Raw genomic sequence first — 24854 nt, 5'->3', positions numbered from 1 at the left:
GGGCCGCGGCGCACCCGTACGGCGTGCGCGCAGCCCTGAGGCTGACCGGAGATGCAGATCGCGTTGATACCCACGAGCGGCACGCTAGGTGGTCGCGTCGACGACGCACAACGGGTTTTCGCCCGGGCCGGACAGCGCAGCGCGGCTGCGCCGTCCCGCCGGTCATACGCCGTCGCGAGTGCGCCGCGGGTGCACATGACGGTTGTCGACGTGCAGGACCTCGGGCTCGTGCCCGGGTGGTCTTTGCGCCATGCCCGCCTTTCGGTTTCCGGGCAGCAACGCCGCGGGGAGCAGGCCGAGGGCCGTGATCGCGGCCAGGACGAGCAGGGTGGGGCCGGCGGAGGCGGCGGCGCCCACGCTCGTCGCGACGGCGATGCCGAGGGTCGGGCCGATGTTGGTCGCCGTCTGCTTGAGCCCGCCGACGGCTCCGGCGTACTCGGGCGGCGCATCGCCGACGACCGTCCCGGTGGCGGTGACCATGACGGCGGCGAACCCGGCACCGATCAGGGCGAAGCAGGCACCCGTCGACCCCACCGCGTCGCCCGCCGGCAACCGTGCGAGCCCCGCGACACCGAGAACGACCAGAAGCGTTCCGCTGACGGCGGTCGGTCGCGGGCCCCAACGGCCCAGGGCGATGCTCGCCAGTGGGGACCCGAGCACCATGAGCACCGTGAGCGGCAGGACCCGGAGCCCGGTGGCGAGTGGGTCCAGGCCCAGGACGCCCTGGAGGAGGAAGGTGGCGGTGAACAGGCTGCCGAACAAACCCGCCGTGGCGAGCAGGAGCAGCGTCATAGAGGCTGTCACCGGAACCGACCGTGTCACGGCCGACGGCACGATCGGGTGGGCGGCCCGGCGCTGGCTCACGGCGAGCGCGGCCGCCAGGACCGCCACACCGGCCAGTTCGAGCAGTGCGGGCGCGGTGGTCCAGCCGTGCGCCGGGACGCCCGCCAGGGCGTGGACGAGGAGCGCGAGGGTGCCCGCCAGCAGCACCGCGCCGGTGAGGTCGAGCGGCTGCGGAGCCGGTCGCTCCGGGGCGGGAAGGCGGACCGCGAGAGCGAGCAGCACCGCGGCGAGCACGACCGGGACGTTGAGCCAGAACACGGCCCGCCATCCGAAGTGAGCCACGAGGACTCCCCCGAGCACCGGGCCACTCCCGGCCGCCACCGCGATCGCTCCGGTCCGCACGGCGACGGCCCGGCGGAGCTCCCGCTCCGGGTACGACGCCCGCAGCACCGCGAGGGTCGCCGGCTGGAGCAGGGCGCCGAACAAGCCCTGGACCACGCGTAGGGCGATCACCCAACCGACCGAGGGCGCGAGGGCGATCCCCGCGGAAGCCGCACCGAAGCCGAGCAGACCGACACACAGCAGCCGCAGGTGGCCGTACCGGTCCCCCAGCCGGCCCGCGAGGACGAGCAGGGCGGCCACCGCGACGAGGTAGCCGGTGCTGGTCCACTGGACCTGTGCGGGACCGGCGGCGAGCGCGCGCTGCAGGCTGGGCTGCGCCACCAACAGGACGGTGCCGTCCAGCGCGACGATCATCGCCCCGGCCGCGCTGACGAGGAGCGGGGCGGAGCGCCGCAGCCGCCCGGTCATGAGGCGGCCGGGCCGAGATGGGCGTCCAGCGCCGCCTCGACGATCCGGTCGGGGCTGTCGGCGGACTCCTCGCCCGGACCACCGCCGACGGCGAGTTGGAGGCTGCCCCAGGACCACAGTTCGGCGATGCCGTGCAGATTCGACCACAGGGCGGCCGCGGTGAGGGCCGCCGAGGAGTCCGTCGCCTCTCCCCGGCACCGGGCCACGAGCGCGACGACCCCGTCGAACATCGGCAGCGTCGCCTCCCGCAGCCGGGGCCCGGCCGGAGCCTCGCCGCGCCCGCCGCTGTCGAGGAGGTCGTGACGGAACATCAGCTCGAACATGCCACGCCGCTCCCGCGCGAAGGCGACGTACACCCGCGCCAATGCCGCCAACTGGGCACGCGGCTGGTTGGTTTCGCACGTGGCCGCGACGGATCGGGCGCCCAGCTCCTCGAAGCCCCGGCGGGCGATGGCCGACAGCAGCGCCCGGTGCGTCGGGAAGTACCGACGCGGCGCGCCGTGCGACACACCCGCCCGGCGGGCGATCTCCCGCAGCCCGACCGAGCCGCTGCCCTCGGTCAGCACCAGTTCCACCCCGGCATCGACCAGCCGCTCTCGCAGCGTTCCCTCGGCATCCATGTAGACAGTGTCTACCAGAAGGGTAGACACTGTCTACTGCCTCGATGGCGGGGGTGAAGGGGGCCGGCACTCAGCGCTGGTAGCGCGCGAGTACCAGGTTGCCGTCCTCCTCCAGCCGTCGGCGCAGCTCGTCGATGCCGATCGCTCCGCTGTAGTACTCCTGGAGCGCGGGGGTGGCGACCTTGTCCTTCCACTCCGGGTAGCCGCGGACGGACTGCGCCGGTGCCGGTCTCAGGTGCCCGGCGAGGGCCGTGCCGGTGGCCCAGCCGTCCTTCGTCCGGTGCAGGGCGGGGTCCTTCAGCGCCTCGGTGCCGGTGGGCAGCATCCAGTCGCCGAGGGCGAGGCGGACCATGTTCGGCGGTCTGAGGAGGAAGTCGAGGAACTCCGCGGCCTCCTTCTTGTGCGGGCAGTCCTCGGCGATGGAGAGGGTCTGCGGGCTGACGCCCTGGGCGAGTCCGCCGGCCCCCGCCGGGGCGGGCAGCACCTGCCAGTCGAAGCCCTTCGGGGCCTGCTGGACGATCTGCTGACGGTAGGAGAAGCCGAGCGGGACCATCGCGTACCGGCCCGCGAAGAAGCCGGGCAGCGTGTCGGAACCGCCGCTGCCCAGGGTCGTGGGCGAGGCACTGCGGTCGGTGTTCGCCTGGGCGTGGACGGTGCGCGGCACCACCTGGTCGGCGGTCCCGAACCGCACCGTCACCTTGCCGTCCGCACCCCGGTGGAAGAGCCGCCCGCCCGCCGACAGGGAGAGGTTGAGCGTGGCGGAGACGGGCTCCTTCAGCGGCCAGGCCACGCCGTACTTCCCCCGGCCGCCGAGACGTTCGGTGATCCGGCGGAACTCGGCCCAGCTCCAGGGCTTCTCGGGGGTCGGGATCCGTACACCGGACGTCCGCAGCCACGTCGCGTTGGCGATGAGCACGCGGGGTTCCTGGAGGAACGGCACGCCGTAGACGCCGTCCCCGAAGGTCGCCGTCTCCCAACTGCGCTGCGGGATGTCCGACTTCAGCCTCGCGGGCAGCAGGCCGGTGAGGTCGGCGAGGTAGCCGCCGTAGGCGAAGTCCGCGAGGTCGTCGGAGGCGTCGTGGATGATGTCGGGTGCCTCGCCGCCCTCGAAGGCGGTGAGAAGCTGGTCGTGCACGCTGTCCCAGGAGCCCTGGACGTACTCGACCCGGACGTCCGGGTGGGTGGCGTTCCACTCCTTCACCAGCTGCTTGTTGGCCTCGACGGACTCCTCCTGCCAGGCCAGGGACTGGAAGCGCAGGGTGATCCGGCCGTCGTCGCGGGTGCCGCCGGAGGAGCAGCCCGCGAGCAGCAGCAGAAGGACCAGGGCGAGCAGGCGGGTGCGCATCAGCTCTTCACCGCCCCGGTGAGCATGCCGCCCGTGATCCGCCGCTGGATGAGCGCGAAGACGACGAGCGAGGGCAGCGTCGCGAGGAACGCCGCCGCCGCGAGCGGGCCGAGATCGGCGGCGCCCTCGGCGCCGATGAAGTGGGTGAGGACCACGGGAAGCGTCTGTTTCTCCGGTGTCTTGAGGAGCACCAGCGCGAAGAAGAACTCGTTCCACGCGGTGATGAACGCGAACAGCGCGGTCGCCACGATGCCCGGCGCGAGCAGCGGCGCGGTCACGGAGACCAGCGTCCGCACCCGGCCCGCCCCGTCGACCGCCGCGGCCTCCTCCAGTTCGGGCGGCACGGCCCGTACGTACCCGGCGAGCATCCACAGCGCGAAGGGCAGCGCCCACACCACGTACACCAGCACCAGACCGGGCACGGAGTTGATCAGGCGGAGGTTCTTCAGCACGAGGAACAGCGGGATGATCAGCAGGACGAACGGGAAGGCCTGGCTGACCACCACCCACCCCGTCACGGCCTTCGCGAGCCGGGTGCGGCGGCGGGCGACGACGTAGGCCATCGGCGTCGCGATCAGCACGGCGACGACCGCCGCCGCGAGCGCCGCGAGCAGGGAGTTGAGGGCGGCGTGCAGCAGCGGCTGTTCGTCGAAGGCCTGCCGGAAGTTGGCGAGGGTGGGGTCCTTCGGGATCCAGGTCGGGTGCAGGCTGCCGAGCTCACGCGGCGGCTTGAACGCGGTGGAGACCAGCCAGAGGAACGGGAAGGCGAGGAAGACGAGGTACGCGAGCAGCGCGGTGTACTGGCCGGCGCGGGCCGGTGTGCTGGTCCTCATGCGTCGTCACCTCCCCTGAGGCGGCCGGCGAGGAAGACGGCCAGGGCGATCGAGATCACGGCCACCATCACGCAGCCCATCGCCGCCGCGTAGCCGAACTGTCCATAGCGGAAGGCCTCTTCATAGGCGAAGAGCATCGGCAGCCGGGTCCGGCCGCCGGGGCCGCCGCTGGTCAGCACGTAGACCAAGGCGAAGGAGTTGAAGTTCCAGATGACATTGAGGGCGGTGATGGCGAGGGCGATGGGTTTCAGGGCGGGCCAGGTGACCGTGCGGAAGCGGCGCCAGGCGCCCGCGCCGTCCACCGCCGCCGCCTCGTGCAGTTCACGAGGGGTGTTCTGCAGCCCGGCGAGCAGCGCCACCGTCGTCTGGGGCATGCCCGCCCAGACCCCGACGAGGATCACGGCGGGCAGCGCGGTCGCCAGTCCGCTGAGCCAGTCCCGGCCGCCGCCCAGACCGACGTCGCGCAGGGTCTCGTTGAGGATGCCCGCGTCGGGGTTGTAGACGAGCCGCCACATGATGCCGACGACGACCTCGGGCATGGCCCACGGGGTGATCGCCAGCGCGCGGGCCAGCCAGCGCAGCCGCAGGTCCTGGTTGAGCAGCAGGGCGAGACCCAGCGCGAGGAGGAACTGCGGCACGGTGACGCCGACCGCCCACACCAGCCCGATCCGGAACGACTCCCAGAACAGCGTGTCGTGCAGCAGGTCCCGGAAGTTGAGGGCGCCGATCCACCGGGTGGGTGCGGTGCGGCCCGACTGGGCGTCGGTGAAGGCCAGCAGGATCCCGTACAGCAGGGGTCCGACGCTGAGGACCAGGATCGGGATCAGGGCGGGCAGCACCAGGAACCAGGCCCCGTGGTCGGCGGCGTGCCGGGGCCGCCCACCGCCGGGTCTGCGGCCGGCCTTTCTCCTCGGTGGCGAAGGGGGCGAAGGGGGCGAAGCCTCGGTCACCGTTGTCACGGAATCAGTCCCTTTGCACGCTCGGTCGGCCTGGTCATGCTCGTGAAGGCCGTGTGCCTCGTCAAGGCACCGCGTACGCCGCCCGACCTGTGCCGATGCGACACTGACCGGTGGATGGCCGGAACCCGACGGTCGAAGCACGGACGACGGAGGCGGACGATGGACGAGGCACGGGCGCGGGACGTACTGGCCGCGGCAGGGGTGCTGCCCGGTGCGGTCCGGGAGGCGCGGCTGCTCGCCCTGGGCGAGAACGCGGTGTTCGCCGCCGGTGACCTGGTCGTCAAGGTCGGCCGTGACGCCGAACTGCTGGACCGGGCGCGCCGCGAACTGGACATCGCGGTGTGGCTCGCCGAGGCGGGCGTGCCGGCGGTGCGGGCGGCCGAGCCGAAGGCGCTGCTGGTCGACGGGCATCCGGTGACGGTGTGGCATCGGCTGCCGGACGCCGTGCGGTCCGCCGAGCCGCGGGATCTGGCCGAACTGCTGCGGATCGTGCATGCCACGCCCCTGCCTCCCTTCGCACTCCCGGCCCGCGATCTGCTGGGCGGGGTGGAGCGGTGGCTGCGGCTCGCGGGGGATGCGATCGATCCCGCGGACGCGGCCTACCTGCGCGAACGGCGGGACGGGTTCGCCGCTCGGGCCGCCGCCCTCACGCCACACCTGCCGCCGGGGCCGATCCACGGGGACGCGCTGCCGCGCAATGTGCACGTCGGACCCGACGGGCCCGTGCTGGTGGATCTGGAAACGGTGTCCGCGGACCTGCGCGAGCACGATCTCGTGGTGATGGCACTGTCCCACGACCGGTACGGGTTGCGGGACGAGGCGTACGCCTCGTTCACGGAGACCTACGGATGGGACGTACGCGGATGGGCCGGCTGCGGTGTGCTGCGCGGGGCCCGGGAGACGGCCAGTTGTGCGTGGGTCGCCCAGCATGCGCCGAGCAACCCGAAGGCACTGGCCGAGTTCGAGCGGCGGGTGCGATCCCTGAGGGACGGGGACGAGACCGTGCGGTGGTATCCGTTCTGAGCGACCGGCCCGCCTGACGTCGGCTCAGACCGGTTCGTCCGCCGGCTCCCGCAGGGGCCACGCCCCGTCGATGGAGGCGGTCGGGTCGCCCTTGCCGCGCAGGAAGCTCTGGAAGTCCGCCGCCCACTGCGCGTACCACTCGATCTGGCGGTGGTGCAGGGCCGCCGGGCCGAGCATGGCGATCTTGGGGTGGCGGTCGGCTATCGCCCCGGCCAGCCGGGCCGCCGCCAATGCGTCGGCCATGGCGTCGTGGGCGGTGTCGAGGACGACGCCGTACTCGGCGCAGACCGCTTCGAGGTTGCGTTTGCCGCGGCGGTAGCGGTCGACCCAGCGGTCGATGGTGTAGGGGTCGATGACCGGCGCCGGGTCCACGCCGCCCAGGCGGTCGCGCAGGGAGGGCAGTCCGTGGCGCCGCAACTCCGCGGAGAGCAGGGTGAGGTCGAAGGTCGCGTTGTAGGCGACGACCGGCACGCCCGTCTTCCAGTAGGAGGTGAGGACGTCGGCCAGGGCGTCCGCCACCTGGTCGGCCGGCCTGCCCTCGGCCGCCGCGCGCTCATTGCTGATGCCGTGCACCGCCACCGCGTCCTCGGGGATCGGCACTCCCGGGTCGGCCAGCCACTCCCGGCGCCCGATCGGCTCGCCGCCCCTGACCTCGATCACGGCGCCCGTGACGATGCGCGCCTCGCGCGGATCCGTGCCCGTCGTCTCCAGGTCGAAGCCGATCAGCAGCTCCCGGTGCCAGCCCATGGGCGGTCCCCCTTCTTGTGGTGCGTTCCCCCAGTGGTCTCCACCTTCCCATGCACCACTGACAATCGAAGGACCGCGCTCCGCTTGCCCCCGCCGGCGTTCCGCTCAGCCCCGGCGTCGGACCGGAGAACCACCGCTCACCGAGACACAGTTCATGACACCGGCCGCGAATCCGCCCACATCACCTCGAACTCCTCGCGGTACGTGGGGAAGAGGCCGCTTTCGTCCGCCTCGCCGGACTTGACCACCTTGCTGCCGTTGCGCAGCACGAACACCGGTGCCTCCATGCCCCGGGTGCGGCGCAGATAGCTCTGCACGACCGCGATGCCGTCCGCGCCGTCGCCGTCCACCAGGTACGCCGTGAAGCGGGGCGTCTCGTCGAAGACCTGGATCTCGAAGGCATCCGGGTCGCGCAGCCGGGCCCGTACCCGGCGCATGTGCAGGATGTTCATCTCGACGGCCCGGCTGAGCTCGCCGCGCTTGATGCCGAGTTCCCGCTCGCGGCGCTTGACCGCACTGGAGGCCGGGTTGAGGAACAGCAGCCTGACCCGGCAGCCGGACTCGGCCAGCCGCACCAGACGCCGGCCGGAGAAGTTCTGCACGAGCAGGTTGAGCCCGATGCCGATGGCGTCGAGACGGCGGGCGCCGCCGAAGATGTCCTCGGCCGGGAACTGCCGCATCAGCCGCACCCGGTCCGGGTGGACGGCGACCACGTCGGCGTACCGGTCGCCGACCAGGTCCTCGACCGCGTCGATCGGCAGCCTGCGCGCCGAGGGCACGTCACCGCCCGCGCCGAGCATCTCCAGCAGCCGGGCCGAGGCCCGCTCGGCCTGGTTCAGCACCGCCTCGGACAGGGCCCGGTTGCGGGAGACCACGTTCCGGGTGACCTCCAGCTCGTCCAGGGCGAGCTCGACGTCCCGGCGGTCGTCGAAGTACGGCTCGAAGCAGGGCCAGTGCTGCACCATCAGCTCGCGCAGCTGCGGCAGGGTGAGGAAGGAGAGCACGTTGTCGTCGGCCGGGTCGAGCAGATAGCCCTTGCGGCGGCTGACCTCGCGGACCGCGACCGCGCGCTGCACCCACTCCTGGCCGGCCGGTCCGGCGGCGGCCACCACCCAGTCCTCGCCGTGCACGGGTTCGTAGACGGGTCTCAGCACGGCGGCGACGACAGCGCGCAGCCGCTGCTCGACGAGGTTCAGCCAGATGTAGGCGCGGCCGGCCCGCTGGGCGCGGGTGCGCACCTCGCGCCAGGCGTCGGCGTCCCAGTCCAGCTCCGGGCCGATCGAGCCCGTCGCGTCCATCGGCCGCGCCAGGGACACGGCACCGGTCGGGACGTCAGTGGAGTTCCCCTCGTGACCCTCGTCACCAGGGGGCAGCTCCAGCCCTCCCGAGCCCACCCACGCACCGCCTTCCGCTCCCCCGGGCACCGCCCTTGTCAACGATCAAGGAAGGGTACTCCGGGAGCGGTCGGCGGTGCAGCCGGATGGCCAGGGTAGTTCTCAACTCCGGGGCCGCCAGTGCCCGTTCTGCCAGCCGAGCTCGGCCGGAGTGAGCGGATTCATAGCGGTGACATCGCGCGGGGCGATGGAGAAGCCCTGCCAGTGGACGGGCATGGGCTGCTGGTCCTCGTCCCGGGCTATGTGGTGGAAACCGATGTTCATCCAGACCACCGGGTGGGTCAGGGCTTGGCCGTTGACCCACTTGTCGACGGATTTACCGGCTCCGGCCCCGCAGTTGCCGGGGTTGTTGCTGGCGAACATCTCGCACTTGTTGTACTGCGTGACGTACAGATCGTGCTTGGTGTAGCTGCGGCCGGGGTACTTGGTCGTGGGTCCGGGGACGATCTCGTAGGAGCGCGCGTGTCCGTCCTTGTTCTTGCCGGTCGCGCTGACCATGCGCCACCAGCGGTATGCCTTGCTGTCGCCGGCGAGTTCCTTGGTCACCTTGGTGCGGGTGGTCTTGGTGGTCGGGGCGCGCTGGCCCCGGGTGGGCGCGGTGACGGTGGAGTCGTACTGCTCGACCTTGTTCTTGGTGGAGCCGTCCAGGGCGAAGTCGAGCCGCCAGAAGGCGTTGTGGCTGTGGCTGGTGGCCTTGGCGCTCGCGCCCTTGCCGATGGGCCAGCCCCGGCCGTCGCCGGCGTCGTAGTCGTCCCAGGAGAGGCTGCCGGTGGCGCCGACGTTCATGGTGATGGTGCCGTCGTCCTGGAAGCGCCACTCGGTCATGTACTCGTACCAGCCGACCTGGTTGACCGTGTAGACGAGGAGGTCCTTGCCCTCGGCCTGGAAGACCTTGTTCGCGGTGTCGCCCTGCATGCGGTAGGCGTGGCCGCGGGAGCGGGTGGTGGTGCACAGGCCCTTGACGTTCGGGTCCTCGTTCCAGGAGTCCGGGACCTTGACCGTCTTGATGGTGCCGCCGGGGCACTCGCCCGGCGCCAGGTTCATCAGGCCCTGGGCGAAGTCGAAGCCGGTGAGGTCGTCGTACTCGACCTTGCCGTCGTCGTAGGGGACGTGGATCTGACCGAGGCGGGCGCTGTTGAGGACCTTGATCTGTTTGGGTTCGCCCTTGGGCTGGTACGAGATGTTCTCCAGCACGAGGCCGGCCTTGCCGTCGTAGCGCCAGCACATCCGCCAGGTGGTGCCGGTGGAGAGCTTCTGCTCGATGCGGTAGGCGGTGCTGCACTCGGCGGCCGCGGGCGCGGCGGGTGCGGCCTTCGGCTGGGCGGTGGCCGGTCCCGCGCCGGCCGTGGCGCCCGCGGCCAGCGCGGCCACGGTCAGGCCCACGGCGGCCCGGGTGCGGGCCTTGGTGTCGCTGTTCACGCGCATGACGAGATGACTCCCTGACGAGGAGAAGCGAGGTGGACGGGTGAGCGAGGAGGGCGGGTCAGCGGTCGAGCCGGGCGACCTTGCGGGCGCTCAGGTCGATCACCAGCGACCGGGCGTCGACCCACGGACCGTTCTTGACCTTCGGGAACAGCCGGACGCAGCGGTGCTCCCCGCACCGGTCGAGCACGGCGGGCTGGGCGCCCGGCGCGGCGCGGTAGACGGCGCCGCTGAGCTGGAGCTGGTCCGGGCCGGTGAGCGCCTTGCCGGTGGCGTCCTTGTAGTCCGCCTTCAGGTCCGAGCCCAGCGGGTCGGCGATCAGGAGGGCGGCCGCCTCGGCCTTCTCGGCACGGCTCAGCGGCGGCTGGACGCCGCGCTGGGTGTCGCTGTGCACCACCGTGCCGGTGCCGAGATCGACGGTCCGGGTCACGAGGGTGTCGTCCCGGTAGTCGTAGAACGTCACGTCGGCGCGCCGGGGCGCGTCCGGCCGGCCGGCCTCGTCGGCCTCGGGTTCCGCGAGGTCGACGCCGAGCCGCTGCGGGCCGCGGTCCCCGTCGACGCTCTCGCTGCCGCGGAACAGCTGTTTGCTGAGGGCGATCTTCTCGACCCGCTTCAGCTCGTCGTCGGTCAGCGGGTCGCGGCCCTCGCCCTTCTGCCCCTCGGCGGGGGCCGCCTCCACGACACCCGACGACACGGCCCGGCCGCCCGCTCCCGCCGCCGCGCCGGCCTCCTGCGGGACGGCCTGCCCCGCCCGGGCCCCGCTGTCGTCCGCCCCCGCCGTGCCCGGCAGGGTCACCGCCACCATCACGGCGGTCCCCGCCACCGCGATGGCGGTACCGGCCACCACCTTCCCCAAGTGGCGGTGCACTGTCTTGCGCACGTCTTTCCCCCTACTCCCCCACAGCCCCGGGAGTATGTGATTGCCCCAATGGATTTGGCATACCGCGTATGCACTGGTCACTCGGTAAGAGGGAGATAAGTCATAGGAGGTTCCCTCACTTTCGGGGAGACTCGGGACCAAGGCGTCCCCACCGGCGCCGCACACCTGAAAGAGTCATATCCATGCAGGTCTGGCCTGGCGAGGCGTATCCACTCGGTGCCACGTACGACGGCGCCGGTACCAACTTCGCGGTCTTCACGGAGGCCGCGGACCGAGTAGAGCTGTGTCTGCTCCACGACGACGGCTCGGAGACGGCGATCGAGCTCCGCGAGAGCGACGCGTTCGTGCGGCACGCGTACGTGCCGAGCATCATGCCCGGGCAGCGCTACGGGTTCCGGGTGCACGGCCCGTACGCACCCGAGCACGGGTTGCGTTGCAACTCCGCGAAACTGCTGCTCGACCCGTACGCGCGTGCGATCAGCGGTTCGATCCGCTGGGGTGAGGAGGTCTACGGCTACCACTTCGACGATCCCGACCGGCGCAACGATCTCGACTCGGCGCCGCACACCATGACGTCGGTCGTGGTCAACCCCTACTTCGACTGGGGCGACGACCGGCGCCCGCGCACCGAGTACCACCACACGGTGATCTACGAGGCCCACGTCAAGGGCCTCACCATGCGGCACCCGGGCCTTCCGGAGGAGCTGCGCGGCACCTACGCGGCCCTCGCGCACCCGGCGATCATCGAGCACCTCACCGAGCTCGGGGTCACCGCCCTGGAGCTGATGCCCGTCCACCAGTTCGTGAACGATCACCGCCTGGTCGACATGGGCCTGAACAACTACTGGGGCTACAACACCATCGGCTTCTTCGCCCCGCACAACGCCTACGCGTCCTGGGGCGACCGGGGTCAGCAGGTGCTGGAGTTCAAGTCGGCGGTGAAGGCGCTGCACGAGGCGGGGATCGAGGTGATCCTCGACGTGGTCTACAACCACACCGCCGAGGGCAACCACCTGGGCCCGACCCTGTCCTTCAAGGGCCTGGACAACTCGCGCTACTACCGGCTCACCGACGACCCCCGCTATTACATGGACACGACCGGGACCGGGAACTCCCTGCTCATGAGGTCCCCGCACGTGCTCCAGCTGATCATGGACTCGCTGCGGTACTGGGTGACGGACATGCACGTCGACGGGTTCCGCTTCGACCTGGCGGCGACGCTGGCCCGGCAGTTCCACGAGGTGGACCGGCTGTCGTCGTTCTTCGACCTGGTGCAGCAGGACCCGGTGGTCTCGCAGGTGAAGCTGATCGCCGAGCCGTGGGACGTGGGCGAGGGCGGCTACCAGGTGGGCAACTTCCCGCCGCTGTGGACCGAGTGGAACGGCAAGTACCGGGACACCGTGCGCGACCTGTGGCGGGGCGAGCAGCGCACCCTCGCGGAGTTCGCTTCGCGGCTGACCGGCTCGTCCGACCTGTACCAGGACGACGGGCGCCGCCCGCTGGCCTCGATCAACTTCGTGACCTGCCACGACGGCTTCCCGCTGCACGACCTGGTGGCCTACAACGACAAGCACAACGAGGACAACGGCGAGGACAACCGCGACGGCGAGAGCCACAACCGGTCCTGGAACTGCGGGGCCGAGGGCGAGACCGACGACCCGGACGTGCTGCGGCTGCGCGCCCGGCAGATGCGGAACTTCATCGCGACGCTGATGCTGTCCCAGGGCGTGCCCATGATCAGCCACGGCGACGAGTTCGCCCGCACCCAGCGCGGCAACAACAACGCCTACTGCCAGGACAACGAGCTGGCCTGGGTCGAGTGGCCGCAGGAGGAGGACACGGAGGGCGAGGACGCGGAGGACGGGGACACGCGGGGCGGGCCGAGCAGGGAGCTGCTGGGGTTCACCCGCGCGATGGTGTGGCTGCGCCGCAACCACCCGGTCTTCCGCCGTCGGCGCTTCTTCCACGGCCGGCCCGTGGAGGGCACGCACGACGACCTGTCCGACATCGCCTGGTTCACCCCGGGCGGCCGGGAGATGACCCAGCGCGACTGGGACTCGGCGCAGGCATCGGCGCTGACCGTGTTCCTCAACGGCAACGCGATCTCCGAGCCGGACGCACGCGGGGAGCGCATCAGCGACGACTCGTTCCTGCTGATGTTCAACGCCTCGCCCAAGCCGCTCGAGTTCGTGGTTCCGGTCGATCACGGGCGGCAGTGGGAGGTCGTGGTCGACACGGCCCTCCCGGCCGGCGTGCCCTCGGAGACCGGCCCGAAGGTGCAGGCCGGGGACCGGCTGACCCTGGCGGACCGGAGCATGACGGTGCTCCAGCGGCCGGTCTGACCGACCAGCGCGTGCGCGTCGCCCGGAAGCCACTCGTCCGGGCGACGCGCGGCGCACCCGGCCCGGGGGATGACACGAACGGCGGCGGGGCGGGTACGTACGTTCCATGACACCTGAGCGACTTGACCCGGTGGTGCCCACGGCCACGTACCGGCTGCAGCTGCAGCCAGAGTTCCCGTTCGGAGCAGCCGCGGCCGTCGTGCCGTACCTGGCCTCGCTCGGCGTCTCGCACCTGCATCTGTCCCCCGTCCTGGAGGCAGTGCCGGGCTCGACGCACGGCTACGACGTCGTCGACCACACGCGTGTGCGCGAGGAACTGGGCGGCGAGGAGGGGCTTCGGGCGCTGGCGAGCACCGCGGCCGAGCACGGGCTGGGCCTGGTGGTGGACATCGTTCCGAACCACATGGCCATGGCCCCGCGCCACAACCGCGCCCTGTGGGAGGTGCTGCGCGAGGGCCCGAAGTCGCCGTACGCCCGGTGGTTCGACATCGACTGGGAGGCGCAGGACGGCCAGGTGCTGCTGCCGGTCCTCGGCGGTCCGCTGGGCGAGGTGCTCGACGAGCTGCGCGTCGACGGTGACGTGCTGCGCTACTACGACCACGTCCTGCCGCTGCGCGAGGGCACCGAGGACCTGCCGCTGCCGCATCTGCTGGACGCGCAGTGGTATCGCCCGGTGTGGTGGCGGCTGGCCCGGACCGAGCTCAACTACCGGCGGTTCTTCAGCATCTCGGAGCTCATCGGGGTGCGGGTGGAGGACCCGGAGGTGTTCGAGGCCACCCACGACAAGATCCTCCGGCTGCTGCACGAGGGCGTGATCGACGGACTGCGCATCGACCACCCCGACGGGCTCGCGGATCCCGACGGCTACCTCGCCAGGCTGCACGAGGCGACCGGGGGCCGCTGGACGGTCGTGGAGAAGATCCTGGCCGACGGTGAGCACCTGCCGGCGTCCTGGCCCGTGGCGGGAACCACCGGGTACGACGCCCTGCGGCACGTGGACGGGGTCTTCACGGACCCCGCCGGGTTCGGGGAGCTGCTGGGGCAGTACCGGCGCTTCGCGGCCCCGCAGACGGACCGGGGCGGGCAGTGGGAGGCGACGGTGCGGCGGGCGGCGTACAAGGTCCTCACGCACGAGCTGGCCACCGAGACCGACCGGCTGACCCGGGTGGCGAGCCGGCTGTGCGCCTCCTCCCCGGAGCCCGCCCTGCGCGATCGCGCCCCCTGGGCACTGCGCACGGCGCTCCAGGAGCTCCTCGTACGGATGGAGGTCTACCGGCCCTACGAGTCCGCCGACGCGGCCTCCGTGGTCCCCGAGGAGGCCGCCGCCGAGGCCCGGCAGGCCTTCGCCGTGCCCGAGGAGGCCGGTGCGGTGGACGTCGTACGGGACCTGGTGCTGGGGCGGTACGGCGACGGGCCCGCGCAGCTGGAGTTCCGGACGCGGTTCGCGCAGACCTCGTCGGCGCTGCGGGCCAAGTCCGTGGAGGACACGGCGTTCTACCGGTACGTGCCGCTGCTGTCGGCGACCGAGGTGGGCGGGAATCCGGGGGCTCCCGCGCTGTCGCCGGAGGAGTTCCACGCGTACTGCGCGCGCGTGCAGCGCGACTGGCCGGTGACCGGCACGGTGGCCACCACGCACGACACCAAGCGCAGTGCGGACGTCCGGGCGGCGCTGCACGTGCTCACCGAGTGCCCGGGCCGCTGGGCGGACGTGCTCGCGGAGGTGACCCGCACCGGGGAGGGGGTGCCGGACGCGCAGCTGGCGTGGGCGGCCTGGCAGACGGTGTTCGGCCTGGGCCCGGCCTCCGGCGTGCGGGAGCGGGCGCAGGGGGCGCTGCTGAAGCATGTGCGTGAGGCGGGCCTGTACACCAGCTGGACCGAGCAGGAACCGCCGTACGAGGAGGCGGTGGAGCGGTTCGTGGCGGCCGGGCCGTGCGGGGCGCCGGGCGGGCGGGTCGCCGCGTTCCGGGAGTCGCTGGCGCCCCACATCCGGGCCAACGTGCTGGGCACGGCCCTGGTGCAGCTGACGATGCCGGGCGTCCCGGACGTCTACCAGGGCACGGAGGCCGAGTACCGGGCGCTGGTCGACCCGGACAACCGGCGGGCGGTGGACTTCCCGCCCGCGGAGTCCGGCGGCACCTCCGGGGAGAAGGCGGCGGTGACGCGGGCGGCGCTGGGGCTGCGGGCTCGGCGGCCCGGCGCCTTCGGCGACACGGCGACGTACCAGGCGCTGCCGGCCGAGGGACCCGCGGCACAGCACTGCCTGGCGTTCGTCCGCTCCGGCGAGGTGCTGACGGCGGTGACCCGCCTGTCCCTGCGGCTCGCGGAGGCGGGCGGCTGGGGGGACACGCGCCTGCCGCTGCCACCGGGCCGCTGGGCCGACGTGCTGGATCCCGGGCGCGAGTTCTCGGGGCACGCGCGCGTGGCGGAGCTGTTCGCGGGGGTGCCGGTGGCCTTGCTCCAGAGGGTGGACGACTGAGGGCGGGACAGCCGGTCGGAGGCGGGCGAAGCCCTGGTCGGACAGGGCCGCACCGGGTGTGGCGCCCGCCCCGGCGGTCAATGCTTCCGGGCGCCCCCTGAAGCCTCCCCCGCCGCGCCCTTGACACCGCACCATGGCCGTGGGGTACTGCGATGGCGAACTCGGGCGGATGTGACGGGGGTGAGTGTCCTGCCGGAGCTGCGCTACCCGACGGTGAACGAACAGGTTTCCGCTGCCCGGGCGTTGACCGCTCAGCGCCCCGGTGTGTGCACCCTGCGGCAGGTGGGTGCCTCACGCGCGGGCAGGCCATTGCACCTGCTGTCCGTGGGCCGGGGCCGCCGCGCCGTACTGGTGGTCGCCGGCGCCCACGCCAACGAGCCGACCGGCTCCTGCACCCTGCTCGCGGTCGCCCGGCGGGTCCTGGAGCAGCGGGAGTTGCGCGACGGGATCTCCTGGCACTTCCTGCTGTGCGCGGACCCCGACGGGGCGAGCCTGCACGTCACGCCGACGCCGCGCAGCCTCTTCGACTACCACCTCGGCTTCTTCCGGCCGGCGGGCCCGGAGCAGCCCGAGTGGGCGCCGTCCGTGCTGCCGCCGGACCGGCTGCCGCCCGAGACCCGGGCCCTGACAGGCGTCATCGACGAGCTGCGCCCGTATCTGCAGGTCACCCTGCACGGCACGGACCTGGGCGGCAGCTGGGTGCAGCTGACGAGGGACGTGCCGGGGCTCGCCGAGCCGTTCGCCAAGTCCGCGGCCGAGCTGCACATCCCGGTGGAGACCGGGGCGTCGGACGCCGCGGGCTGGCCCGCCTCCGGGCCGGGCGTCCATGTGATGCCGGCGCCGGGGATCGGGCCGGCGTACCCGAGCCTGCCGGACGACGCGCGGCACAGCACCTGGTACCACGCCCACCGGTACGGCGGACTGACCGCGGTCGTCGAGGTGCCGATGTGGGCGAGCGACCTCGTGGACGACCCTGCTCCGCATCCGGCTCCGGCGGCGGCGATCGCTCTGCTGGCGCGCCGGCTGCAGCGGGACGCGCTGGAGGTCACGCGCGTGCTCGACCAGGCGCTGCCCCGGCTGGCGGACCTGGACGGCCCGTTGCTGCGGGCCGCCCGATGGGGTCTCGAACTGGTGCCGGGGCTGGCCTCCGACTTGCTGCACACCCCGCCCGCCGACCTGACCCGGGCGTACGTCGGGAGCGTGGACGCGTTCGCGCGCCGTGTGCCGCTGCGGGCGGCGGCGATGCTGCTGCGGGTGTTGCGCGGGACCGACGACGCGGCGGCGAAACGGCTGGAGGAGCTCGTCTCCACCTGGAGCGGCGCCTTCGCGGAACGGTTCCGCGCCCGCTGGGTGCCCTTGGAGCACCAGGTGGAGCACCAGTCCCGCACGGTCGTCGCGGCGGCGCTGCACGCGCGCGAGAGGGCGTCGTAGCCGGCTCTGCGTCTCGGCCTCGTGTCTCAGCCCCGTGGGTCGGCACCGTGTCTCAGCCCCGTGGGTCTGCTCCGTGCCTCAGCCCCGTGAGTCGACCCCGTGCCTCAGCCCCGTGAGTCGACCCCGTGCCTCAGCCCCGTGAGTCGACCCCGTGCCTCAGCCCCGTGAGTCGACCCCGTGCCTCAACCCCGTGCCTCAGCCCCGTAAGTCGGCCCTGTGAGTCGGCCCCGTGCCTCAGTCCCGTTGCAGCGGCACCGGCTCGCCCGGAGCCGAACCCGAACCGGAGCACGCGCGCGTGTGCCGCCCCGCCAGCTCGAACGCGGCGAGCACCACCCGGGCCTGGTACTCCGCCTGGCGGGCCACCGGGATCCAGCGCGCCCCGCAGCCGTCGCGGTACTCGGCGCACCACTCGTCGATCAGGCGGTCCAGCTCCGGCAGCACCCCGCCCGGGTCGCGGCCGGCGGCCCGGACGAGCTGGTGCAGCAGTCCCGCCGTGCGCAGCGCGAGCCGGCGCCCGGAGATGCGCAGGGCGACCAGGTGGGCGGTGCTCAGGGCCGGGAGGGGGTGGCCCGGGCTGTCGCCGGTGTCGGGGTCCCAGGCGTCGGCGAGGCCGGGGCAGACCAGGAGGTAGTCGTCGACCGGGGCGAGCAGGCGGGCCGCGTCGGGCGCGGTGGCGAGATGCGGCCGGATCCGGGCCAGCAGGTGCCGCAGGAGGTCGGTGTCGTGGCGCAGGGTGCGGCTGACGGCCCGGAGCACGGCGTCCCGGTCCGCGGGCGGGGAACCGTCCGCCACGGCCGTCACGCCCCACATGGGTGCCTCGACGACCGCGGTGACGGTGCCGTGCCGGTAGGGGTGGTACCACGTGGACTCGACCGCGGCCTCCGTCATGGCCGCGACCAGATCGGCCCGGCGCGGCGGCGGGATCCGGTAGACGGCGGGTCCGAGGCCGGGCCAGTACAGGGCGTCGTAGGCGCCGAGTTCACGGGGGATGCCGAGTCGGGCGGCGATGTGGGCGAGGCGCCGGTCGAGGCCGGGCAGGTCGTGGGTGAGTTCCACGAAGCCGCCGCCGATGTCGACGCCGTGCAGGGAGCACTGGAGGAACGGGCGCAGTTCGTCCTGGAGGTCGAGCAGGGCGCGGGTCTCCGGCAGGGCGGCGCCCGCCGCGCCGTCGGGCAGCCACTCGGGCTGCTCCAGGAAGCCCGGCCGGAAGAAGTGGCGGACGTACCGGCCGAGCGTGTAGGGGCCGGGCAGCCAGCCCTCGTTGCGGCGCGAGCCGTCCGGGTCGAGGCACAGCAGCAGGTTCCAGGTGGCGTCCGCGCCCTCGGTGAGCCGCGGGTCGGCCAGGGCCCGCTCGGCCAGGCGGAGCACGGTGGCGCCGCCCACCGGTTCGTTGGCATGGGGACCGGCGACGACCAGGGCCTGGCGGCTGCCGTGGCCGACGGAGAGCAGCCAGAGGGGGGTGCCCGCGCGCGAGGTGCCGACCCGGCGCAGCCGGGCGTCACGGGGGTGGCGGGCGACGAGGGCGGTGGCCCGGGCGCCCAGTTCGTCGACGGTCGGGTAGCGCAGCGGGGGCGGCAGGGCACACCTCCCCCATGCGGTGCCGTCGGTTCACCAGGTGTAGATGGCGTACGCACAGTCAGTCACGACTTCAGGGGTACGTCAACACCGCGAACCGCAAGGGGTTTTCGGCCAATCCCCCGGGACCGGCATTCGGTAATCCCCAGGCCGGAGGTGAGGTGTGGCTCCGTTTCCGGTCAGCCGTCCGACAGCCGGAACGTCATCCGGCCGAAGCCCACCTGGTCGCCCTCGCGGACGACGGCGGCGCCGACGACGCGCCTGCCGTTCACCGTCGTGCCGTTGGTGGAGCCGAGGTCGCGCAGGACCCACATGCCACCCTGGTGACGGAGTTCGGCGTGCACGCGGGAGACCGTCTCGTGGTTGAGGCGCAGTCCGCTGGCGGGGTCGCGGCCTATGCGCAGCGGATGGCCGAGCGACGGATGCGGCAGTTGCAGCTTGGGCAGCCGCTCGGCCTGCCAGGCCCGGCGCAGCCGTACGGAGAATCCGGAGACGGCCTCGACGGTGCCGAACACCAGGCGCGAGAGGCGGCTCTCGGTGTGCAGGTCGGCGGTGAGCACGGCGAGTTCGTCCGGGCGGCGGGCGGCGAGCGCCAGCTCCATGCGGTGGACGAACGTGTCGTGGGAGAGGCGGCCCACGGCGACGCCGTCCCGCAGCACCTTCAGCACCCGGTCCCGCTCCGCGTCGGAGAGCCGCGCGGGGAACGTGTTGAACTCGAAGGACGACGTCACGCTGGTGATTGTCGGGCAGCGCGGCCGGGCTGTCCAGAAAACGGGAAATCGGCCGCCCCGCGCGCGTACCCGGGTAGACCCGCCGCAAATGGGTGGATGCACCAGCGGATTGATCTCTTTTGACGCACCATGGACGGGCTACATCACGGTGAGCAGACGAAGGGGAACCGTCCGTGCAGTTCGAGGTGTGGGCACCACAGGCCAACCGTGTGACGCTCCGGTGCGACGACGTCACACACGCGTTGGAGCGTGATCCGGAACGGGCGGGGTGGTGGCGGGGCGAGGCCGAAGCGCGCGAGGGGTCCCGCTACGGCTTCGCGGTGGACGACGGGACCGTGCTGCCCGATCCGCGCTCGCGGCGGCAGCCGGACGGCCCGGACGGGCTGAGCGCGGTCGTCGACCACGAGCGGTACGTGTGGCGCGCGCGGTGGCGGGGGCGACCGCTGCCCGGTGCGGTGCTGTACGAGCTGCACGTGGGGACGTACACGCCCGAGGGCACCCTGGACGCGGCCGCCGAGCGGCTCGGCCATCTCGCCGAACTCGGTGTCACGCATGTGCAGCTGATGCCCCTGTGCCCCTTCCCGGGGACGCACGGCTGGGGCTACGAGGGTGTCTCGCTGTGGGCGGTGCACGAGCCGTACGGCGGGCCCGAGGCCCTGAAACGCTTCGTCGACCGGGCGCACGAACTCGGCCTGGGCGTGGTCCTCGACGTGGTGCACAACCACTTCGGGCCGTCCGGCAACTACCTGCCCGTCTTCGGCCCCTACCTCACGGACACCCACCACACGCCCTGGGGTGCCGCGGTCAATCTGGACGCGCCGGGCTCGGACGAGGTGCGCGCGTTCCTGATCGGCAGCGCGCTGGCCTGGCTGCGCGACTACCGGATCGACGGGCTGCGCCTGGACGCGGTGCACGCGCTGGTGGATACGCGGGCGTACCACTTCCTGGAGGAGCTGTCTCAGGCCGTGGACGCCCTGGCCGCCGAGACGGACCGGCCGCTGTTCCTGGTCGCCGAGTCGGACCTGAACGATCCGCGGCTCATCACCTCCCGCGCGGAGGGCGGCCTCGGGCTGCACGCGCAGTGGAACGACGACTTCCACCACGCTCTGCACACCACGCTGACCGGCGAGGCGCAGGGCTACTACGCCGACTTCGCGCGCGCTCGGCTCGGCGGGCTCGCCAAGACCCTGACGGGCGGCTACTTCCACGACGGGTCGTATTCCAGCTTCCGGGAGCGCCACCACGGGCGCCCGCTGGACCGCGCGCGGGTGGCCGGGCACCGGCTGCTCGGCTACGGCCAGACCCACGACCAGGTCGGCAACCGCGCCCAGGGGGACCGGCTTTCGGCCCTTCTCTCCCCCGGTCTGCTGGCGTGCGCGGCCACGCTGATCCTGACGGCGCCCTTCACGCCGATGCTCTTCATGGGCGAGGAGTGGGCGGCGGGCACGCCCTGGCAGTTCTTCACCGACCACACCGACCCGGAGCTCGCGGACGCCGTACGGCGGGGCAGGCGGCGGGAGTTCGCCGCGCACGGCTGGAGGGAGGAGGACGTGCCCGACCCGCAGGACCCGGCGACCCGGGACCGCTCCTGCCTCGACTGGTCCGAGCCGGAACGCGAGCCCCACGCGCGCATGCTGGCCTGGTACCGGCAGCTGCTCGCCCTGCGCCACGAGCAGCCGGACCTGACCGACCCCGACCTCGCCGACACCAAGGTGGCCTTCGACGAGGAGCGCCGCTGGCTCGCCTTCCGGCGCGGGGACGTCCTGGTGGCGGTGAACCTGGCCGCCGAGCCGGCCGTGCTGCCGCTCGGCGTGCCCCACGCGCGCGTGCTGGCCGCGTGGGAGCCGGTGGACGAGCCCGGGGCGGACGGGGCGGTGCGGCTGCCCGGGGAGTCGGCCGTGGTGCTCGCCCAGGACTGATCGGCACGGCACGGCAGCGGAGTTTCGCGTCCCGCGCCTCGATCACGGGCCTGAGGACCGTGCGGCTCGCGCTGCGGGCGCCGCCCACCGCGGTGCGGACGGCGATGACGTCGCCGTGGCGTACGGCGGTGGCGTACGGCGGTGGTGCGGACCGGCCGGGGCGTGCCGCCCTCGGGCGTGACGACACCGCGGTAGGCGAGCGCCTCGTCGCCCACCGGGGGCGTGTCCTCGGGCTCGAACGGGTCGTACCGCTCGCCGGTGCCGTGCGCCCGGACGGTGAAGCCGAGGGAACAGCCCTGCACGGGGTCGGGGACACGGCCGCTGCGAGGCGCTTCTTGGGCGGGAGGAAAGCGTACGGGAGGACAGCCGTACGGGAGGGCGCCACCCGGCCCGCTACGGGGCGTCGTCCGCCTCCCCAAGGTCGGTCACCCGTTCCAGCAGGATCGGCTCCCAGGCGCGGCGCAGCCGGGTCCGCGGCAGGGTGACGTCCTTGCCGGTGAGGTCCTCGGCGAGGTGGAGGACGGTGTCACAGCGGGCGAGCCACAGGCCGCGCAGGCAGGGGCGGGCGCCGTAGCCGGCGAGGGTGGCGGCGCGTACGGCGGCGGGTGAGCCGACGGCGAGCGCGAGGCCCGCGATGTCCTCGGCCGGGTCGCCGACGACCGCGCCCGCCCAGCCGAGCACGCCGCGCACCCGGCCGTCGGCGCTGACCACGAGATGCCCGCCCGTGAGGGTGTGGTGGGTGAGGACCGCCGAGGCGGGCTGGGCGGCGAGCTGGGACGCGGCGGGCGGGGTGAGCTGGTTCAGGCGTGTGGCGTCGAACTCGTCGGCTGCGGCGAGGCGTTCGGCGGCGCGTACGGCGGCCCGGCGCAGTGCCTCCAGGGAACGCGGCGCGGCGCGCGGCACGCCGAGCGTCTCGGCCTGCCGGACCGGCACCTCGCGCAGACCCGTGAGGAGCGCGGCGAGGTCGGCCTCGCCGACGGCGGACACGTCGTGCTCCTCCCCCGAGCCGCCGGGCACCTTGGTGTCCAGCGTGTAGCTCAGCCCGGGGGCCCACTCGCCGTGCGCGACGCTGGCGGGCACCGCCGCCGGGACGTGCGGGCGGACGAGGTCGCGCAGGCGCAGTTCGCGGCGCTGGCGCAGGGTGGCCTCGCGGTCGGGGGCGAGCCGCAGCACATGGCGGGTGCCGACCCACCAGGTGACGGGTTCGGCGCCCGGGGTGGCGGGCCGGACGTCGGGGCCGGAGCCGCCCCCGCCCGTCCGGGGCTCCTTGCCACCGCGGCCCTCCCGGGCGCCTTCGGTGCCCTCGGCGCCCTTGGAGTCCTCGGCGCCCTGGGCGTCCCTGGAGTCCCTGGAGTCCTTGCCGTTCTTGCCTTCCTTGGCGTCCTTGAGGAGGGACAGGACCAGCCGGCGGACGGTGTCCGCGGTGGGTGTGGGTGCCTGGGTCATGGTCGCGCCGTTGCCGTTCGGGAGGCGAGCTGGGACATCGGGGCCTCACTCCACTATGACCAGCTCGCGCGCGGTGGTGTTCAGGCGCCGTCCGCCGTCCTCGGTGACGGTCACGATGTCCTCGATGCGGACGCCGAACCGGCCGGGCAGGTAGATGCCGGGTTCCACGGAGAAGCACATGCCGGGCACGAGGGGCCGCTCCTCGCCCTCGATCATGTACGGCGGCTCGTGGGTGGTGACGCCGATGCCGTGTCCGGTGCGGTGGATGAAGTACTCGCCGTAGCCGGCGGCGGCGATGACCTCGCGGGCGGCCCGGTCGACGTCCTGGCAGGCGGCGCCGGGCCGCACCGCGCGGAAGCCGGCTTCCTGGGCCTCGCGCACGATGTCGTGCACGCGCCGCTCCTCGTCGGTGGGCTCGCCGACGTGGACCGTGCGGGAGGTGTCGGAGCCGTAGCCGTCCCGCAGTCCGCCGAAGTCGAGGACGACCATGTCGCCGCGGGCGATGACGCGGTCGCCCGCCTCGTGGTGCGGGTTGGCGCCGTTCGGGCCCGAGGCGACGATGGTGAAGTCGACCTGCTCGTGGCCGTGCCGGCGCAGCAGCCGGTCGAGGTCCGCGGCCACCTCGGACTCCGGGCGCCCGGCGAAGGGGACGTCGCGGATCTCCTCGAACGTGGCGTCGGCGGCGGCTCCGGCGGCGGCCATGAGGTCCAGCTCGGCCGCGTCCTTGACGGCGCGCAGCATCGGCAGGGCCTCGGTGAGCGAGGCGTAGGAGCTGCCGGGCATGGCCTGCTGGAGGGCCAGCAGGTGCAGGGCCCAGGCGTTGTCGCTGATGCCGAACCGGCCCGAGGCGTCGAGGAGGGCGGCGGTGGCGGCGTAGGGGTCCTTGCCGTCGGTCCAGTCGCGCAGGGTCAGGGCGGCCGCGCCGGCGGCGCGGTGCGCGTCCGGGGCCTCCAGGGCGGGGACGACGAGGACGGGGTCCTGCCCGGCGGCGAGGACCAGCAGGGTGAGCCGCTCGGTGACCGCCGGGGGTGTGTAGCCGGTGAGCCACACCAGGTCCGGACCCGGGGCCACCAGCAGGCCCGCGAGACCGGCGTCGGCGGCCGTACGCGCGGCGCGCTCCATGCGGGCCCGGTAGTCGTCGGCGGTGAAGGACGCGGCCGTGCTTGCGGTCATCCGGGCCTCCCAGGACGGGCGAAGGGGCTACGGGCAGCATCCTGCCCGGCCGGAGGGGGCGGCGCGAGCCGTCTGCGGGCATTCACCCCGGCAACCTGCCTGACGGCAGCGGATTGCCCAAGCGTTACAGCTAATGCTTAGATGCGGTCCTTCCATTAAATGGTCGATCGAGGGGGCGTGCGACGGTGCTGGTACTCGCGCACATCAGCGATCTGCATCTGGACGGGAGCGCGCGGGCGACGGAGCGCGCCGAGCGGGTGCGCGACCGGCTGTGGGAGCTGCCGGGCCACGTGGACGCGCTGCTGGTGACCGGGGACATCGCGGACCACGGCACGGAGCCGGAGTACGAGGAGGCCGCCCGCATCCTGGGGCTGCGCACCGGCGACGCCCCGTTCCCGGTGCTGACCTGCCCGGGCAACCACGACAGCCGTACGCCCTACCGCAAGGCGCTGCTGGACCGGCCCGGGGGCGAGGGACCGGTCAACAGCGCGCAGGTCTTCGACGACGGCGCGGTGCTCATGTGCGACTCCAGCGTCCCCGGCAGCGACGACGGGGATCTGGACGAGGAGACCCACGACTGGATCGAGACGACCCTCGACGAACTCGACAGCGGCCTTCCGGCCCTGCTCGCCTTCCACCACCCGCCGGTGGCGCTGCACCACCCGCTGCCCGACTCCTACCCGCTGCGCCACCCCGGCCGGCTGGCGGACCTGCTGGCCCGCCGGCCCGAGATCGCCGGGCTGATCACCGGTCACGCCCACACCCCCGCCGCCACCTCGTTCGCGGGGCGGCCCCTGGTCGTCGGGCCGGGCGTGACGTGGACGCTGCGGCTGCCCTGGGAGGGCGAGCAGATCGCCGACCGGGAGGCGCCGCCCGGGATCGCCTTCCACGTCCTGGACGACTCGGGGCGGCTCACCAGCCACTTCCGTGTCGTGCCGTGAGGGC

19 protein-coding genes are annotated in these 24854 nt (G+C 73.1%); 6 read left to right on the top strand and 13 right to left on the bottom strand.

Annotated elements, in window-relative coordinates:
• Nucleotides 1–162: 162 nt before the first annotated feature.
• The 5 genes from QOL88_RS30935 to QOL88_RS30915 all read right to left on the bottom strand — a co-directional run bounded on the left by QOL88_RS30935 (nt 163) and on the right by QOL88_RS30915 (nt 5350).
• Nucleotides 163–1593: an MFS transporter gene (locus QOL88_RS30935; RefSeq protein ID WP_179879010.1), complete on the bottom strand. Its 1431-nt coding sequence runs from the start codon at nt 1591–1593 to the stop codon at nt 163–165.
• Nucleotides 1590–2213 carry a TetR/AcrR family transcriptional regulator gene (locus QOL88_RS30930; RefSeq protein WP_097221564.1) on the bottom strand — a complete coding sequence of 208 codons (624 nt, stop codon included), beginning with the start codon at nt 2211–2213 and terminating at the stop codon, nt 1590–1592. The genes QOL88_RS30935 and QOL88_RS30930 overlap by 4 nt, the downstream gene beginning before the upstream one ends.
• Nucleotides 2214–2283: 70 nt before the next feature.
• A complete protein-coding gene (locus tag QOL88_RS30925) occupies nt 2284–3558 on the bottom strand; it encodes an ABC transporter substrate-binding protein (RefSeq protein WP_097221563.1) in 1275 nt (424 codons plus the stop codon).
• On the bottom strand, nt 3558–4391 hold the full coding sequence (locus QOL88_RS30920) for a carbohydrate ABC transporter permease (protein ID WP_097221562.1): 834 nt from the start codon (nt 4389–4391) through the stop codon (nt 3558–3560). The genes QOL88_RS30925 and QOL88_RS30920 overlap by 1 nt, the downstream gene beginning before the upstream one ends.
• On the bottom strand, nt 4388–5350 hold the full coding sequence (locus tag QOL88_RS30915) for a carbohydrate ABC transporter permease (RefSeq protein WP_257027939.1): 963 nt from the start codon (nt 5348–5350) through the stop codon (nt 4388–4390). The genes QOL88_RS30920 and QOL88_RS30915 overlap by 4 nt, the downstream gene beginning before the upstream one ends.
• A gap of 159 nt (nt 5351–5509) precedes the next feature.
• Here QOL88_RS30915 and QOL88_RS30910 point away from each other — a divergent pair, with 159 nt between their 5' ends.
• On the top strand, nt 5510–6373 hold the full coding sequence (locus tag QOL88_RS30910) for a phosphotransferase enzyme family protein (RefSeq protein WP_097221561.1): 864 nt from the start codon (nt 5510–5512) through the stop codon (nt 6371–6373).
• 24 nt (nt 6374–6397) lie between these two features.
• Here QOL88_RS30910 and QOL88_RS30905 read toward each other — a convergent pair whose 3' ends face one another.
• The 4 genes from QOL88_RS30905 to QOL88_RS30890 form a co-directional block, all read right to left on the bottom strand.
• Nucleotides 6398–7120 (bottom strand): 3'-5' exonuclease, encoded by a 723-nt coding sequence (locus tag QOL88_RS30905; RefSeq protein WP_097221560.1) that lies wholly within the window; start codon nt 7118–7120, stop codon nt 6398–6400.
• Nucleotides 7121–7272: 152 nt separating this feature from the next.
• Nucleotides 7273–8514 carry a DUF5919 domain-containing protein gene (locus QOL88_RS30900; protein WP_097221559.1) on the bottom strand — a complete coding sequence of 414 codons (1242 nt, stop codon included), beginning with the start codon at nt 8512–8514 and terminating at the stop codon, nt 7273–7275.
• A 102-nt stretch (nt 8515–8616) separates the two neighbouring features.
• Nucleotides 8617–9939 (bottom strand): copper amine oxidase, encoded by a 1323-nt coding sequence (locus QOL88_RS30895; protein ID WP_097221558.1) that lies wholly within the window; start codon nt 9937–9939, stop codon nt 8617–8619.
• A 58-nt stretch (nt 9940–9997) separates the two neighbouring features.
• Complete coding sequence (locus QOL88_RS30890) at nt 9998–10816, bottom strand: Tat pathway signal sequence domain protein (protein ID WP_097221557.1); 819 nt, start codon at nt 10814–10816, stop codon at nt 9998–10000.
• 182 nt (nt 10817–10998) lie between these two features.
• Here QOL88_RS30890 and glgX point away from each other — a divergent pair, with 182 nt between their 5' ends.
• The 3 genes from glgX to QOL88_RS30875 all read left to right on the top strand — a co-directional run bounded on the left by glgX (nt 10999) and on the right by QOL88_RS30875 (nt 17065).
• Nucleotides 10999–13158, top strand: coding sequence for a glycogen debranching protein GlgX (glgX, locus tag QOL88_RS30885; RefSeq protein ID WP_097221556.1), 2160 nt, complete (start codon nt 10999–11001; stop codon nt 13156–13158).
• 106 nt (nt 13159–13264) lie between these two features.
• A complete protein-coding gene (gene treY, locus QOL88_RS30880) occupies nt 13265–15634 on the top strand; it encodes a malto-oligosyltrehalose synthase (RefSeq protein WP_097221555.1) in 2370 nt (789 codons plus the stop codon).
• 180 nt (nt 15635–15814) lie between these two features.
• Nucleotides 15815–17065: a M14 family zinc carboxypeptidase gene (locus QOL88_RS30875; RefSeq protein ID WP_097221554.1), complete on the top strand. Its 1251-nt coding sequence runs from the start codon at nt 15815–15817 to the stop codon at nt 17063–17065.
• Between the two features lie 234 nt (nt 17066–17299).
• Here QOL88_RS30875 and QOL88_RS30870 read toward each other — a convergent pair whose 3' ends face one another.
• Both QOL88_RS30870 and QOL88_RS30865 read right to left on the bottom strand, forming a co-directional pair.
• Nucleotides 17300–18643 (bottom strand): M14 family zinc carboxypeptidase, encoded by a 1344-nt coding sequence (locus QOL88_RS30870; RefSeq protein ID WP_097221553.1) that lies wholly within the window; start codon nt 18641–18643, stop codon nt 17300–17302.
• 176 nt (nt 18644–18819) lie between these two features.
• Nucleotides 18820–19371: an FHA domain-containing protein gene (locus tag QOL88_RS30865; protein ID WP_097221552.1), complete on the bottom strand. Its 552-nt coding sequence runs from the start codon at nt 19369–19371 to the stop codon at nt 18820–18822.
• A gap of 173 nt (nt 19372–19544) precedes the next feature.
• Between QOL88_RS30865 and treZ the strand changes: the two genes are divergently transcribed.
• A complete protein-coding gene (gene treZ / locus QOL88_RS30860) occupies nt 19545–21290 on the top strand; it encodes a malto-oligosyltrehalose trehalohydrolase (RefSeq protein WP_097221551.1) in 1746 nt (581 codons plus the stop codon).
• Nucleotides 21291–21683: 393 nt separating this feature from the next.
• On the opposite strand, the gene QOL88_RS30855 is transcribed toward treZ, so the two are convergent.
• Nucleotides 21684–22736, bottom strand: a complete 1053-nt coding sequence (locus QOL88_RS30855) for an aminoglycoside phosphotransferase family protein (RefSeq protein ID WP_101927789.1) — start codon at nt 22734–22736, stop codon at nt 21684–21686.
• A 45-nt stretch (nt 22737–22781) separates the two neighbouring features.
• A complete protein-coding gene (locus tag QOL88_RS30850) occupies nt 22782–23909 on the bottom strand; it encodes an aminopeptidase P family protein (protein ID WP_097221550.1) in 1128 nt (375 codons plus the stop codon).
• Between the two features lie 185 nt (nt 23910–24094).
• On the opposite strand from QOL88_RS30850, the gene QOL88_RS30845 reads away from it, so the two are divergent.
• Entirely contained in the window at nt 24095–24850 is a 756-nt protein-coding gene (locus QOL88_RS30845; RefSeq protein WP_097221549.1) for a metallophosphoesterase, read from the top strand.
• Nucleotides 24851–24854: the final 4 nt, after the last annotated feature.

The sequence above is a fragment of the Streptomyces sp. Ag82_O1-12 genome (genome assembly GCF_900182715.1).
GTDB classification, from domain to species: domain Bacteria; phylum Actinomycetota; class Actinomycetes; order Streptomycetales; family Streptomycetaceae; genus Streptomyces; species Streptomyces massasporeus.
This window is presented reverse-complemented; position numbering and strand designations above follow the sequence as displayed.